This is a genomic window from Luteimonas salinisoli (assembly GCF_013425525.1).
In the GTDB taxonomy this organism is placed as follows: domain Bacteria; phylum Pseudomonadota; class Gammaproteobacteria; order Xanthomonadales; family Xanthomonadaceae; genus Luteimonas; species Luteimonas salinisoli.
In genome coordinates, this window is the sequence record NZ_JACCKA010000017.1 from 45,563 (window position 1) to 59,546 (window position 13,984).

General features: G+C 71.7%; 11 protein-coding genes. 10 read left to right on the plus strand and 1 reads right to left on the minus strand.

All coding sequences use genetic code 11. From position 1 onward, the window contains the following. Nucleotides 1-205 precede the first annotated feature (205 nt). Nucleotides 206-1,261, plus strand: coding sequence for an Obg family GTPase CgtA (gene cgtA / locus H0E84_RS02145; RefSeq protein WP_180676978.1), 1,056 nt, complete (start codon nt 206-208; stop codon nt 1,259-1,261). A 318-nt stretch (nt 1,262-1,579) separates the two neighbouring features. On the opposite strand, the gene rpsT is transcribed toward cgtA, so the two are convergent. Next, nucleotides 1,580-1,849, minus strand: a complete 270-nt coding sequence (gene rpsT, locus H0E84_RS02150) for a 30S ribosomal protein S20 (protein ID WP_180676979.1) — start codon at nt 1,847-1,849, stop codon at nt 1,580-1,582. 136 nt (nt 1,850-1,985) lie between these two features. On the opposite strand from rpsT, the gene murJ reads away from it, so the two are divergent. The 9 genes from murJ to ispH all read left to right on the plus strand — a co-directional run bounded on the left by murJ (nt 1,986) and on the right by ispH (nt 13,966). After that, complete coding sequence (gene murJ, locus H0E84_RS02155; RefSeq protein WP_425600449.1) at nt 1,986-3,644, plus strand: murein biosynthesis integral membrane protein MurJ; 1,659 nt, start codon at nt 1,986-1,988, stop codon at nt 3,642-3,644. A 332-nt stretch (nt 3,645-3,976) separates the two neighbouring features. Continuing rightward, on the plus strand, nt 3,977-4,972 hold the full coding sequence (locus tag H0E84_RS02160) for a bifunctional riboflavin kinase/FAD synthetase (protein ID WP_180676981.1): 996 nt from the start codon (nt 3,977-3,979) through the stop codon (nt 4,970-4,972). 62 nt (nt 4,973-5,034) lie between these two features. Then, nucleotides 5,035-7,845 carry an isoleucine--tRNA ligase gene (gene ileS, locus H0E84_RS02165; RefSeq protein WP_219339558.1) on the plus strand — a complete coding sequence of 937 codons (2,811 nt, stop codon included), beginning with the start codon at nt 5,035-5,037 and terminating at the stop codon, nt 7,843-7,845. Between the two features lie 34 nt (nt 7,846-7,879). Beyond that, nucleotides 7,880-8,401 (plus strand): signal peptidase II, encoded by a 522-nt coding sequence (gene lspA / locus H0E84_RS02170; RefSeq protein WP_180676983.1) that lies wholly within the window; start codon nt 7,880-7,882, stop codon nt 8,399-8,401. A gap of 140 nt (nt 8,402-8,541) precedes the next feature. Then, nucleotides 8,542-10,710 carry a TonB-dependent siderophore receptor gene (locus H0E84_RS02175; protein ID WP_180676984.1) on the plus strand — a complete coding sequence of 723 codons (2,169 nt, stop codon included), beginning with the start codon at nt 8,542-8,544 and terminating at the stop codon, nt 10,708-10,710. A gap of 56 nt (nt 10,711-10,766) precedes the next feature. Further along, on the plus strand, nt 10,767-11,099 hold the full coding sequence (locus H0E84_RS02180) for a hypothetical protein (protein WP_219339555.1): 333 nt from the start codon (nt 10,767-10,769) through the stop codon (nt 11,097-11,099). A gap of 43 nt (nt 11,100-11,142) precedes the next feature. Next, nucleotides 11,143-12,696 carry a PepSY-associated TM helix domain-containing protein gene (locus H0E84_RS02185; RefSeq protein ID WP_180676985.1) on the plus strand — a complete coding sequence of 518 codons (1,554 nt, stop codon included), beginning with the start codon at nt 11,143-11,145 and terminating at the stop codon, nt 12,694-12,696. Further along, the gene (locus H0E84_RS02190) at nt 12,693-12,959 is read left to right on the plus strand and encodes a DUF3325 family protein (protein ID WP_180676986.1); all 267 of its coding nucleotides are present in this window, start codon (nt 12,693-12,695) and stop codon (nt 12,957-12,959) included. Before H0E84_RS02185 ends, H0E84_RS02190 begins: the two co-directional genes overlap by 4 nt. Before the next feature lie 56 nt (nt 12,960-13,015). Then, on the plus strand, nt 13,016-13,966 hold the full coding sequence (gene ispH, locus H0E84_RS02195) for a 4-hydroxy-3-methylbut-2-enyl diphosphate reductase (protein WP_180676987.1): 951 nt from the start codon (nt 13,016-13,018) through the stop codon (nt 13,964-13,966). Nucleotides 13,967-13,984 lie beyond the last annotated feature (18 nt).

Consider the following 13,984-nt stretch of genomic DNA (forward strand, 5'->3'; position numbering starts at 1 on the left):
TCGGCGGGGCTTTTCGTTGCTGTCGCGTGAATCGGGCGTCGGGATTGGAGAACCGGCAAAGCATGCCCGGGTGTTCTTCCGGCTGCGCGCGGTCTCGCTCCAGGGCCGCAATGCCCGCCGCGTTGCCGTTGCCCGCTAAACTGCGGACGCGGCGATCCTGTTCCCGATTCCCGATTCCCGATTCCCGATTCCCGGCCCTGTACCCATGAAACTCGTAGACGAAGCCGAAATCACCGTGACCGCCGGCAACGGCGGCAACGGCTGCGTCGGTTTCCGGCGCGAGAAGTATATCCCGCTGGGCGGACCCGACGGCGGAGACGGCGGCGAGGGCGGCAGCGTCTGGTTGGAGGCGAACGAGAATCTCAACACCCTGGTCGACTTCCGTCACCAGAAGCGCTTCCAGGCGCAGCGTGGCGAGGACGGCATGGGCCAGCAGAGGTACGGCAAGGCCGGCGAGCCGCTGACCATCGTGGTGCCGGTCGGTACCGTGGTGATCAACGTCTCCACCGACGAGACGATCGGCGACCTGACCGCGCACGGCCAGCGCCTGCTTGTGGCGCGCGGCGGCCGGGGCGGGCTCGGCAACATGCATTTCAAGAGTTCGGTCACCCGCGCCCCGCGCAAGGCCACCCCGGGCGAGGACGGCGAAGAACGGCTGCTGCGTCTGGAGCTGAAACTGCTGGCCGATGTCGGACTGCTGGGTTTCCCCAACGCCGGCAAGAGCACCCTGGTGCGTGCGGTGTCGGCAGCGACCCCGAAGGTCGCGGACTACCCGTTCACCACCCTCTACCCGAACCTTGGCGTGGTCAGCACCGAGCCGCACCGCAGCTTCGTGATCGCCGACATCCCCGGGCTGATCGAGGGCGCGGCCGATGGCGCCGGGCTCGGCGCGCTGTTCCTGCGCCACATCCAGCGCACCCGGCTGTTGCTGCACCTGGTGGAGATCCAGCCGCTCGACGGCAGCGACGCGGTGGATCAGGTGCGCGCGATCGAGCGCGAACTGGGGAAGTTCGACGCCGGGCTGCTCGACAAACCGCGCTGGCTGATGATCAACAAGGCCGATCTGCTGCCGCAGGCGGACGCACGCGCCGAGGCGGAGCGGATCGTCGCCGCCCTGGGCTGGGAGCAGCCGTGGTTCCTGGTCTCCGGCCTGGCCCATGCCGGCACCCGCGAGGTGATGCTGAAGGTGCAGAGCTTCCTCGACCGCCTGGCGGAGGAAGCGGCGGACGCGGCGGACGCGGCGGACGCCGAAGGATCCTGAGGCGGGATGCCGGCCCTGCGGTCGCCCTGCGCGCTGTTCTTCCCCGCTGTGAAGGGGAACGCGACGATGTCCTCGGGTCGCCTGGTCTCCGGCGGGTTGGTTCCGGCCGGCCGCCGCCGTGCCCGGGCCTCGGTTGCCGGGCTGGCCGTTGTCTCGTCCCGGCCTCCCGGCCACGGAAAAGGGGCGGCCGCGTCGTGCGGCGGCGTTTCCGGCAGCCGGCGCGTTGCGTCGCTGTGGCCTCCCCGGGTGGTTCCGCAACCGGGGGCAACAAAAAACCCGGCCGGAGCCGGGTTCTTCGCGAGAGCCGGGAATCCCGGCTCAGGCGGCCTGCAGCGCCTTGATGCGCGCGGTGAGGCGGCTCTTGTGGCGGGCGGCCTTGTTGCGGTGAATCAGGCCGCGGGCGCTGAAGCGGTCGAGCAGCGGCTGGGCGGCCTTGAAGGCCTCCTGGGCGCCGGCGGCGTCGTTGGCGTCGAGCGCCTTGAGCACCTTCTTGACGGCGGTGCGGAGCATCGAGCGCTGGCTACCGTTGCGCTGGTTGCGCACGACGGTCTGCTTGGCGCGCTTCTTGGCGGACTTGATGTTGGCCACGGCGGGAATCCTGGAAACTGGGGTGACGAATCTGGGGTGCCAGCGCCGTTCGGACGGGCGGCTGGACAAACGAGCCGGAAATTATGGGGGATTCAGTGACTTGGGTCAACAGCATCGGCAGCGACGGGGTGGGGGGGTGAGCGCCCCCGATCCCGGCGCGGCCGTCCCGGAGAAACCCGCCCGCGGCGGACTGCTGCGCTCCACCGCGGTGTTCAGCGCGATGACCTTCCTCTCGCGCATCTCCGGGCTGGTCCGCGACCAGGTCTACGCCGCCGCTTTCGGCGCCGGTCCGGCGATGGACGCCTTCGTGGTGGCGTTCAGGATCCCGAACTTCATGCGCCGGCTCTCGGCCGAGGGCTCGTTCTCGATGGCCTTCGTGCCGGTGCTGGCCGAATACCGCGAGAAGCGCGACCACGCCGCGGTCAAGGAGCTGGTGGACCGGGTGGCCGGCACCCTGCTGGCGGCGCTGCTGGTGCTCACCGCGCTGGCGGTGCTGGCGGCGCCCTGGGTGATCCGGCTGTTCGCGCCCGGCTTCGACACGGCCGGGGGGCAGGGAGAACTGGCCGCGGACATGCTGCGGATCACCTTCCCCTACCTGTTGTTCATCTCCCTGGCCTCGCTGGCTGGCGGCATCCTCAACAGCTACCGACGCTTCGCGGTGCCGGCGCTGTCGCCGGTGCTGCTCAACCTGGCGATGATCGCCGCCGCGCTGGCGCTTGCCCCGCGCATGCAGGTGCCGGTGATGGCGCTGGCTTGGGGCGTATTCGCCGCCGGCATCCTCCAGCTCGCCTTCCACCTGCCGTCGCTGGCGCGCCTGGGCCTGCTGCCGCGGCCGCGCTGGGGCGCGGCGCACGAGGGGGTGCGGCGGATCATGCGGTTGATGGTGCCGACCCTGTTCGGGTCCTCGGTGGCGCAGCTGAACCTGTTGCTCAACACCGTGCTGGCCTCGTTCCTGATCGGCGGCAGCGTCACCTGGCTGTACTTCTCCGACCGGCTGATCGAGTTCCCGCTGGGCATGTTCGGCGTCGCCATCGGCACGGTGATCCTGCCGCACCTGTCGGGCCGCCACGCGGCCACCGATCCGGACGGGTTCTCGCGAGCGCTCGACTGGGGCCTGCGGCTGTGCCTGCTGATCGCGGTGCCGGCCTGCCTGGGGCTGATGCTCTGCGCCGAGGCGCTGGTGGCCACGCTGTTCCAGCACGGCCGCTTCACCGCCGAGGACACCCGGATGAGCAGCTGGAGCGTGATCGCTCTGGCCACGGCGCTGCCCGCGTTCCTGCTGGTCAAGGTGCTGGCGCCGGCGTTCTACGCGCGCCAGGACACCAGGACCCCGGTGAAGGCGGCGGTGGCGGCGGTCGCGATCAACGTCGTGCTGTCGCTGGGGCTGCTGGGCGCGCTGCTCTATCTGAGCGATGCCGGGGCGGCGGCACGGGCGCAGACCGGCGAGACCGGGCCGCGCGCGGCGCTGGCCGAACTGCCCGGGGCGCACGTCTGCCTGGCGCTGGCGATCGCCGCGGCCGGCTGGGCCAATGCGCTGCAGCTGTGGTGGTACCTGCGCCGCGCCGGCGTCTACGTACGCCAGCCCGGGTGGGGTCGCTACGCGTGCCAGCTGCTGGTGGCGTGCGCGGGGATGGTGGCGGTGGTCGCCGCGTTGCTGTGGATGTGGCGCGACTGGACCGCCTGGCACTGGAGCGAGCGGCTGTGGAAGCTGCTGGCGACGGTCGGCAGCGGCGGGGCGGCCTACCTGGCGCTGCTGTACGTGCAGGGGCTGCGGCCCCGCCACCTGCGCCACTGAACCCGGGAATCGCGACCCGGGTGGACGTGTGCCCGGATCGCGCGAGGCTAGGTGGATGCCCGGAATCGCCGTCCGGCTGGACGGTACCTTCCGCGGCTTTCGCGGCCATGGGCCGCTCCTACAGGCGTGCCGACAGTGCGCTCGCGTAGGAGCGTGCCATGCACGCGAAAGCCGGCGTGGCAGCCGGTGCCGGGAATCGCTGCTCGCCTGGACGGAGGCTTCCGCGGCCTTCGCGGCCATGGGCCGCTCCTACAGTGGGCTGTCGGGCCTGGCCGGCTTCGGGATGGGGCGGCGGTCGGTTGGTGGCGTCTGGTCTTATACTGCCCGGCTTCATGTCCAGACTCTTTCGCGACGTCGATGGCGGGCCGGTGTGCCCTGGCGGCAGCGTGGTCTGCATCGGCGCGTTCGACGGCCTGCATCTGGGCCACCAGGCGCTGGTGCGGCACGCGGTGGCGCGGGCGCACGCGCTCGGCGTGGCGGCGGTGGCGCTGTCCTTCGAGCCGCTGCCGCGCGAATTCTTCGCCCCGGACGCACCGCCGCCGCGGCTGATGCTGCCGCGGGCCAAGGTGCTGGGCCTGTGTGCACTGGGCGTCGAGGCGACCGGGCTGCTGCGCTTCAATCGCGCGACCGCGTCGATGTCGCCGGAGGCGTTCGTCGCCACGGTGCTGGCGGGCCGGCTTCGTGCGCGCGAGGTCTGGGTTGGGCCCGGATTCCGCTTCGGCCATCGCCGCGCCGGCGATCTCGATGCCCTGCGCCGGGAAGGCGCCGCGCACGGCTTCTTCGCAGGCGAGATCGAGCCCCTGCAGCTGGACGGCGAGCGGGTCTCGAGCACCCGGATCCGCGCGGCGCTGGCCAGCGGCGATTTCGCCACCGCGGCGCGGCTGCTCGGCCGCCCGTACGCGATCGCCGGTCACGTGGTACCCGGACGCAGGCTGGGCCGCACCCTGGGCTATCCCACCGCGAACCTGCGCTTCGGCGGCAAGGTGCCGGCGCTGCGCGGGATCTACGCCACCCGCGTGCATGGCATCGCCGCGGCGCCCTGGCCCGCGGTCTCCAGCTTCGGCACCCGGCCCACCGTCGGCGGCGTCGAGCCGCTGCTCGAGGCGCACCTGTTCGACTTCGACGGCGACCTGTACGGTCGCCGCATCGAGATCGAGTTCGTCGCGCGTCTGCGCGACGAGGAAAAGTTCGACGACCTGCCGGCCCTGGTCGCGCAGATGGACCGCGACGCCGCGCAGGCGCGCCGGCTGCTGGCCGAGGGCCGCGCAGCCGGCCCGACGGACGCGGATCTTTCCCACACCGCCGCACAACGACAGGCTTCCGCGTGAGCGCAGATTCCAGCAACAACCCCTACAAGGCGACGATCCTGCTGCCGGCAACGGACTTCCCGATGCGCGGCGACCTCCCGCGGCGCGAGCCCGAAACGCTGGCGCGCTGGTACGAGGAAGACCTCTACGCGCGCATCCGCGAGCAGGTACGGGGCCGGCCGACCTGGGTACTGCACGACGGGCCGCCCTACGCCAACGGCGTGATCCATATCGGCCATGCGGTCAACAAGGTGCTCAAGGACGTCATCGTCAAGTCGAAGCTGCTGGCCGGCTACGATGCGCCCTACGTGCCGGGCTGGGACTGCCACGGCCTGCCGATCGAGCACGCGGTGGAGAAGAAGCATGGCAAGGTCGGCGAGAAGCTCGATGCCGCCGCGTTCCGCGCCAAGTGCCGCGAGTACGCCGCCGAGCAGATCGAGCTGCAGCGCAGCGACTTCAAGCGACTGGGCGTGCTCGGCGACTGGGACAACCCCTACCGCACGATGACCTACCGCTACGAGGCGGACATGTTGCGGGCCCTGGCCCGCATCGTCGAGCGCGGCCACGTCAACCGCGGGTTCAAGCCCGTTCACTGGTGCTTCGACTGCCAGTCGGCGCTGGCGGAGGCGGAGATCGAATACGCCGACCGGCAGTCGCCGGCGATCGACGTGGCCTACGCCGCGCTCGACCCGTCCGCCCTGGCGCGCGCGTTCGGCGCCACGATCGAAGAGGGCACCGCGGTGGCGGTGCCGATCTGGACCACCACCCCATGGACCCTGCCGGCCTCGCTGGCGGTGTCGCTGGGCGCGGAACTCGAATACGTGCTGGTCGAGGGCCCGCGCCGCGACGGCGGCCGCCAGCTGCTCGTTCTGGCCGAAGCGCTGGCCGCGTCGGCGCTGCAGCGCTACGGCGTCGAGGCGATGCAGGTGCTCGGTCGCGCCCGTGGCGCCGCCCTCGAGGGGCTGGAGCTCGGTCACCCGATCTACGCGCAGCGCATCATCCCGCTGATCCTCGGCGAGCACGTCTCCGACGAGGACGGCACCGGCGCGGTGCATACCGCGCCCGGCCATGGCCAGGAGGATTTCGCGGCCGGCCGGCGCTACGGCATCAACGAACGCTACGGCGCCGCCGAGCTCAACCCGGTCGACGCCCGCGGCGCCTACCTGCCGTCGACGCCGCCGGCGGGCGAGACCGTACTCGCCGGCGTGCACATCTGGAAGGCGAACCCGCTGCTGGTCGAGGTGCTGCGCGGCAACGGCAGCCTGCTGGCGTACGCACCGCTGCAGCACAGCTACCCGCATTGCTGGCGCCACAAGACCCCGGTGGCGTTCCGCGCCACCCCGCAGTGGTTCATCTCCATGGAGCAGGCGGGCCTGCGCCGCGACGCGCTGGCGGCGATCGGCCAGGTGCAGTGGTTCCCCGAGTGGGGACAGGCGCGCATCGCCGGCATGGTCGAGGGGCGCCCGGACTGGACGATCTCGCGCCAGCGCTATTGGGGCGTGCCGATCGCGCTGTTCGTCGACCGGGAAACCAACGAGCCGCACCCCGACTCGCCGGCGCTGATGCGGCGCGTGGCCGAGCGCGTCGAGCGCGAGGGCGTGGATGCCTGGTACGCGCTGGAGCCGGCCGACCTGCTCGGCGCGGAGGAAGCCGCCCGCTACGACAAGGTCACCGACATCCTCGACGTCTGGTTCGATTCCGGCGTCACCCACGCCTGCGTGCTGGAGCAGCGGCCGGAGGATGGGCTGCACAAGCCGGCCGAGCTGTACCTGGAAGGCTCCGACCAGCACCGCGGCTGGTTCCAGTCCTCGCTGCTGACCGGCGTGGCGATGGACGGCGCGGCGCCCTACCGGCAGGTGCTGACCCACGGCTTCGCGGTCGACGCCGACGGCCGCAAGATGTCCAAGTCGCTGGGCAACGTGATCGCGCCGCAGAAGGTCATGGACGCGATGGGTGCCGACGTGCTGCGGCTGTGGATCGCCGCCGCCGACTACCGCAACGAGATGTCGGTCTCCGACGAGATCCTCAAGCGCAGCGCCGACGCCTATCGCCGCATCCGCAACACCGCGCGCTTCCTGCTCGGCAACCTCAACGGGTTCGACCCCGCGGCGCACCTGCGTCCGCTCGACGACATGGTGGCGCTGGACCGCTGGATCGTGCATCGCGCGCATGCGCTGCAGGAGCGGATCGTCGCAGCCTGCGAGCGCTACGACTTTCCGGAGATCGTCCAGGCGCTGTCGAACTTCTGCAGCGTCGACCTGGGTTCGCTGTACCTGGACGTCACCAAGGACCGGCTGTACACCATGCCCGAGGACTCGCGCGGGCGGCGCAGCGCGCAGAGCGCGATGTACCGGGTGGCCGAGGCCTTCGTGCGCTGGATCGCGCCGATCCTGTCCTTCACCGCCGACGAGATGTGGCGGCACCTGCCGGCCGCCACCGCCGAGGGTCCGCGGCCGGGCAACGTGCTGTTCGTCACCTGGTACCCGGGGCTGGCGCCGCTGCCGGCGGACGCGCCGCTGTCGGCGGAGGATTTCGACGGCCTGCTGGCGCTGCGCGAACGGGTGGCCAAGGTGCTCGAGCCGATGCGCGCCGGCGGCGCGATCGGCGCCGCGCTGGATGCCGAGATCACCCTGCGCTGCAGCCCCGCCGAGCAGGCGCGGCTGGCGCCGCTGGCCGAGGAGCTGCGGTTCCTGCTGATCAGCGGCGACGTCGCCATCGAGGTCGATCCGGACGCGGGCGAGGCCGGCATCGTCGCCACCCCGACCACCAAGACCAAGTGCGTACGCTGCTGGCAGCGCCGGGCGGACGTCGGCGCGCACGCCGCACACCCGCAGCTGTGCGGCCGCTGCGTGTCCAACATCGAAGGCCCGGGCGAGGATCGGCAATGGTTCTGATCGCACGCAGGACGCGCTCCGGCGAGGAAATCCGATGACGGCGTCGCCCAAACCCAACGCGCTGCCCTGGCTGCTGGTCTCGGTGCTGGTGGTCGCGCTGGACCAGCTGACCAAGTGGTGGGTGCTCACGAGCCTGCCCGAATACACCGCGATCCCGGTGATCGAGGGTTTCTGGAACTGGTACCGCACCTACAACACCGGGGCCGCCTTCAGCTTCCTGGCCGACGCAGGCGGCTGGCAGAAGTGGTTCTTCACCGTGCTGGCCTTCGGCATCAGCAGCCTGCTGGCCTGGTGGCTGGCGCGCACCCCGCGCGGGGACTGGAAGACCGCGCTGCCGTTCGCGCTGGTGATCGGCGGGGCGATCGGCAACGTCATCGACCGCCAGCTGCACGGCCACGTGGTCGATTTCATCCAGTGGCACTGGCGCGACTACTACTGGCCGGCGTTCAACCTGGCCGATTCGGCGATCGTCGGCGGCGCCATCGGCATCGCCCTGTTCGGTCTGTTCGGCGGCGGTGGGTCCCGGCGCGGGGGCGCCGCGCAGCCGGAGCGATAGCCGCGTTCGGGAGCGGGAACGGCAATGCCTTCTTTCGCAGGCGAATGAGATTCGTTTGCGTATGAGATCAACTCTCATTTAAGATGCCGGCCCAGCGCCGGGTCGGTCTCCGGCGCGGTTTGTTCCCCAGAGCGCCCACCATGCCCCAGCCCTGCCCGGCACCGTCCCGTGCCCTGCGTTGCCACCGTCTGCCCGTCGCCTTGGCCTTCGCGCTGGTCGCGTGCGTGCCGCTGTCCGTGTCCGCCGCCGACGATGCGGCGAGCGCCAGCGACCTGGCACTCGCCGACCCGGTCGACCTGAATCGGGTCGAGGTGCGCGCCACCCGCCAGACCGGCTATGCGACCCCGCCCTCGAGCGCCGGCACCGGCCTGGCGCTGACCCCGCGCGAGACGCCGCAATCCGTGAGCGTGCTGACCCGCGACCAGCTGGACGACTTCGGCCTGGACAACCTCAACGACGCGCTGGAATCGACCCCCGGGATCGTCGTCGAGCGGATCGAGACCAGCCGGACCTACTACACCGCGCGCGGCTTCGATATCACCAACTTCCAGTTCGACGGGCTCGGCGTGCCGCTGCCCTATGGCATCCAGAACGGCGACATCGACACCGCCATGTTCGACCGGATCGAGGTGCTGCGCGGCGCCAACGGCCTGATGTCCGGCACCGGTAACCCGTCGGCCACCATCAACTTCGTACGCAAGCGCCCGACCGACGAGGTGGAGGGCGCGGTGCACGCCACCTTCGGCAGCTGGGACCGCAGGCGCGTCGACGCCGACCTGTCCGGCCCGCTCGGCAGTGGCGCCGTGCGCGGGCGCGTGGTGGGCGCCTACGAGGACGGCGACAGCTACCTGGATCGCTACTCGCTGCAGAAGTCCGTGGTCTACGGCGTGGTCGAGGCCGACCTGGGAGAAAACACCCTGCTCACCGCCGGCGTCTCGCGCCAGGACAACGATGCCGACAGCCCGCTGTGGGGCGCGCTGCCGCTGTTCTACGGCGACGGCACTCCGACCGGCTACGCCACCGGTACCAGCACCGCCGCCGACTGGTCGTACTGGGACACGCGCGACACGCGCAGCTTCGTCGAGCTGGGCCACGCCTTCGGCAACGGCTGGAGCCTGCGCGCGGCGGTCAACCACCACGAGAAGGTCGAGGACGCGGAGATCTTCTACGTCTACGGCGCACCGGACCGCGATACCGGGCTGGGCCTGTTCTCCTACCCGTCGGCCTACGACGTCGCCGTGCGCGCGCTGCATGCGGACGTGCGCGCCAGCGGGCCGATCGAGCTCGGCGGGCGCAGCCACGAGCTGGTGCTCGGCGCCAGCTGGGCCGACAGCGACGTGCGCGAGGTGTCCTGGTACGGCGACGACATCGGCACGCCGCTGCCGCCGCTCGAGCAGTTCGACGGCCGCTATCCGAGGCCCGCGTTCGACCTGTTCTCCGACGGCTCGGATTTCGTTTTCCGCCGCGACAGCGTCTACGCCAACGCGCGCTGGAACCTGGCCGATTCCTTCCGGCTCACCACCGGCGCCAACCATTCGAAGGTGCGGATGGACGGAACGGGTTACGGCACGCCCAAGGCGACCGAGGCCTCGAAGACCACCCCGTTCCTCGGCGCGGTCTGGGACTTCGCGCCGGCCTACTCGCTGTACGCCGCGTACGGCGCCATCTTCGCGCAGCAGACCGAACTCGACGCCAGCGGCGCGCCGCTGGATCCGATCGAGGGCCGCAACGTCGAGGCAGGGGTCAAGGGCGAGTGGTTCGGCGGGCGGCTGAACGCATCGGCGTCCGCGTTCCGCGTGCGCCAGGACAATCTTGCGCTGGCGATCGGATTCGATCCGGAGGCCGGCCGCTCGATCCACGAGGGCCAGGACGCGCGCTCGGACGGTTTCGAGTTCGAGGTCGCCGGCGAACTCGGCGACGCCTGGTCGCTGTCGGCCGGCTGGACACGGCTCGACATCGAGGACGCCGACGGCAACGACGCGCGCAGCTACGTGCCCCGCTCGATGCTGCGCGCCTCGGCGGTGGCGCGGATCGCGGCGGTGCCGGGGCTGCGGATCGGCGGCTCGCTGCGCTGGCAGGGCGGCATCCACCGCGAGGCGGTGCTGTCCGACGGCAGCGAAGCGATGATCCGGCAGGACGCCTACGCGGTGCTCGGCCTGATGGCCGGTTACCGCGCCGGCAACGGCTGGGAGGCGACGCTGAACCTCGACAACCTGACCGACGAGAAATACATCCCGAGCCTGTACTGGGAGCAGGGCTACTACGCGGCACCGCGGAACGTGTCGCTGACGCTCGGCTACCGGTTCTGAGCGACCCAGCGCCGGCGCCGCGAGCACGGCCGGACTCGGGAAGGAACACGACGACGATGACGACCCAGGTGGCGACCCAGACATCGAAGAAACGTCCAGCCGGCGGCTGGCGGCACGCCGGCCAGGTGCTGGTGCGCACGCTGGCCGCCGTGTTCTGCGGCTATCTGCTTGCCCATGCGTTCTCGGCGCTGGCGGCGTCGGTGCTGCCGTTCGCGCGGCCGGACCGCGTGGTCGCCGGCGCGCTGCTGGCGTTCCCGGTGTGGTGCGCGGCCGCGGTGTATGCGTTCGGCGCGCGCGACTGGAAGCGCGCCGTCGGCGTGCCGCTGCTGCTGGCGCTGGCGCTGCTGGGCCTGGCGGGGCTGCTGGCCGAACAGGCGCTGCGGCCATGAGCGCACCGGACTGCCGGCCCCGGGCCGAGTGGAGGCGAAGCCGATGAAGAACTCGCTGCGCCAGGCGATGGCCTGGCTGCACACCTGGTCCGGCCTGATCGCCGGCTGGCTGCTGTTCGTGATCTTCGTCGGCGGCACCATCGCCTGCTTCGACCGCGAGCTCGACGACTGGTCGCGGCCGCCGCTGCACGACCTGTCCGGCCCGCAGCCGACGCAGTTCGACGCCGCTTTCGCGCGGGTACGCGAACACGCGCCCGATGCGCACGTGTGGTGGGCGCACGTGTCCGGCGAGCGCAAGCGCGGGATGGAGGCGTTCTGGTTCAACGACGACGGCAGCGAGGGGCACGTGCTGCTCGACCCGCGCGACGGCAGCCGGATCCCGGCCTCCGGCCCGGGCCAGTTCTTCTTCGAGCTGCACTACGACCTGCACGCGGGCCTGTGGGGCATGTATCTCGTCGGCTTCACCGGGATGCTGATGATGGTCGCGCTGGTCGCCGGCGTGATCACCCACAAGAAGATCTTCAAGGACTTCTTCATGCTGCGCTGGCGCGGTGGCGGCCAGCGCGCCTGGCTCGACGGCCACAACCTCGCCGGCGTACTCGGGCTGCCGTTCCATCTGATGATCGCCTACACCGGTGTGGCGATCTTCGCCGCCAGCTACATCTTCGGCGGCACCCAGGCGGCGTACGGCGGCGACGTCGAGAAGTTCTACGAGGAGGCCGGCGGCTTCTACGAGCGCCCCGAGGTCGGCCGCCCGCTCGAATCGCTGCACTCGGTCGACGCGCTGGTCGCCGACGCGCAGCGGCGCATGGGCGTGCGGGTGGAGTGGGCCTCGGTCCATCATCCGGCCGACGCCAGCGCGCTGATCTCGTTCGGCACCGACCACGCGCGCCGGGTCGCCTGGGACATGCAGCAGGTGCACTATGACGCCGCCACCGGCGCGTTCGTGCACCAGTCCGCTCCGGCCACCGCCGGCTACGATACCTACGCCTTCCTCGGCGGCCTGCACATGGCGCAGTTCGGCGGCGCGCCGCTGCGCTGGCTCTACTTCGTCCTCGGGCTGGCCGGCTGCGTGATGCTCGCGACCGGCATGCAGGTCTGGGTGCGCAAGCGCGAACAGCGCGTGGCCGCGGCCCATGCGCTAAGCGGCTATGGCCTGGTGCGCGCGCTCAACGTCGGCGTGGTCGCCGGCATGCCCTTCGCGTGCGCGGCGATGCTGGTCGCCAATCGGCTGCTGCCGGCCTCGCTGGACGACCGGGCCGGCGCCGAGGTCATGGCGTTCTGCCTTGCCTGGGCCGCGGCCGCGGCCTGGGGCGCGGTGCGCGAGCGTTCGGGCCAAGGCTGGCGCGACCTGTTCGCGGCGACCGCACTGGCGATGGCGGCGATCCCGCTTGCCAACCTCGCCACCGCGCCGCACAGCCACCTGTTCGCCACCGCGGCGCGCGGCGAATGGGCGCTCGCCGCTGTCGACCTGACCGCGCTGGGGTTCGCGATCGCGTTCGTGGCGATCGCGCACCGCGCGCATCGGCGGCTCGCGCCCGCGGCCGCAGCGCCGCGCGCCGCGGCGGCCCGGGCCGGGGAGGAGGGCCTGACATGATCGTCGCCGGGGTCCTTCTGCTGCTGGCGGCCTGGTGGCTGCTCGCGAGCGCGATGCCGCCGCGCGATCCGCCGCTGCCGCCGCGCCGCCGCCGGTTGCGCCTCGCCGGCGCGGTCGCCCTGGCCGCCAGCCTGCCGTGCTTCGTGGTCCCGATCGGCGTGGAGCAGGGCCCGGTGTTCTGGGGAGCCGCCATGATGCTCGCGGCGATGGCGATCGCCCTGGTGCGCGCGCTGCGCGACGGCGGCCGGGCGCGCCGCGGCTGACGGCGCCGCTGCGGGTTCGGGCGCCGTTGCGCCTGCCCGCGGTAGAATCCCCGGCCATGGACATCGTCCTCGCCAACCCCCGCGGCTTCTGCGCCGGCGTCGATCGCGCGATCGAGATCGTCAAGCGCGCCCTGGAAACCCTTGGGGCGCCGATCTACGTCCGTCACGAGGTGGTGCACAACCGCTACGTGGTCGAGGACCTGCGCCGCCGCGGCGCGGTCTTCGTCGAGGAGCTGGACGAGGTGCCGGACGGCGCCACGGTGATCTTCAGCGCCCACGGCGTCTCCCAGGCGGTGCGCGCCGAGGCGGAAACCCGCGGCCTGAAGGTGTTCGACGCCACCTGCCCGCTGGTGACCAAGGTGCACCTGGAGGTCTCGCGGCATTGCCGCGCCGGCCGCGACGTGGTGCTGATCGGCCATGCCGGGCATCCCGAGGTCGAGGGCACCATGGGGCAGTGGCGCGCCGAGGCCGGGTCGGGCGCGATCCACCTGGTAGAGGACCTGGGCGACGTCGACACGCTCGTCCCGGGCCAGCCCGACAATCTCGCCTACACCACCCAGACCACGCTGTCGGTGGACGACACCCGCGGCATCATCGCCGCGCTGCGGGCCAGGTTCCCCGCCATCCAGGGCCCGAAGAACGACGACATCTGCTACGCCACCCAGAACCGCCAGGACGCGGTGCGCGAGCTGGCGCGGCAGTGCGACCTGGTGCTGGTGGTCGGCTCGCCCAACAGCTCCAACTCCAACCGCCTGCGCGAGCTGGCCGAGCGCGACGGCGTCGAGGCCCACCTGGTGGACGGCGCCGGCGAGATCGACCCGGCCTGGGTGGCCGGGCGCCGCCACATCGGCGTCACCGCCGGAGCCTCGGCCCCCGACGTGCTGGTCCAGGGGGTGCTGCAGCGGCTCCACGAGCTGGGCGCCGGGGGCGTGCGGGAGCTGAACGGCGAGCCGGAGAACATGGTCTTCGCCCTGCCCAGGGCGCTGCGGGTGCAACTGGTCGACTGATCGCCGACCCGCTAGAAT

Coding starts and splice junctions, on each gene's coding strand:
- cgtA (WP_180676978.1), top strand. CDS start 206: ATGAAACTCGTAGACGAAGCCGAAATCACCGTGACCGCCGGCAACGGC.
- H0E84_RS02160 (WP_180676981.1), top strand. CDS start 3,977: ATGTCCAGACTCTTTCGCGACGTCGATGGCGGGCCGGTGTGCCCTGGC.
- ileS (WP_219339558.1), top strand. CDS start 5,035: ATGCGCGGCGACCTCCCGCGGCGCGAGCCCGAAACGCTGGCGCGCTGG.
- lspA (WP_180676983.1), top strand. CDS start 7,880: ATGACGGCGTCGCCCAAACCCAACGCGCTGCCCTGGCTGCTGGTCTCG.
- H0E84_RS02175 (WP_180676984.1), top strand. CDS start 8,542: ATGCCCCAGCCCTGCCCGGCACCGTCCCGTGCCCTGCGTTGCCACCGT.
- H0E84_RS02180 (WP_219339555.1), top strand. CDS start 10,767: ATGACGACCCAGGTGGCGACCCAGACATCGAAGAAACGTCCAGCCGGC.
- H0E84_RS02185 (WP_180676985.1), top strand. CDS start 11,143: ATGAAGAACTCGCTGCGCCAGGCGATGGCCTGGCTGCACACCTGGTCC.
- H0E84_RS02190 (WP_180676986.1), top strand. CDS start 12,693: ATGATCGTCGCCGGGGTCCTTCTGCTGCTGGCGGCCTGGTGGCTGCTC.
- ispH (WP_180676987.1), top strand. CDS start 13,016: ATGGACATCGTCCTCGCCAACCCCCGCGGCTTCTGCGCCGGCGTCGAT.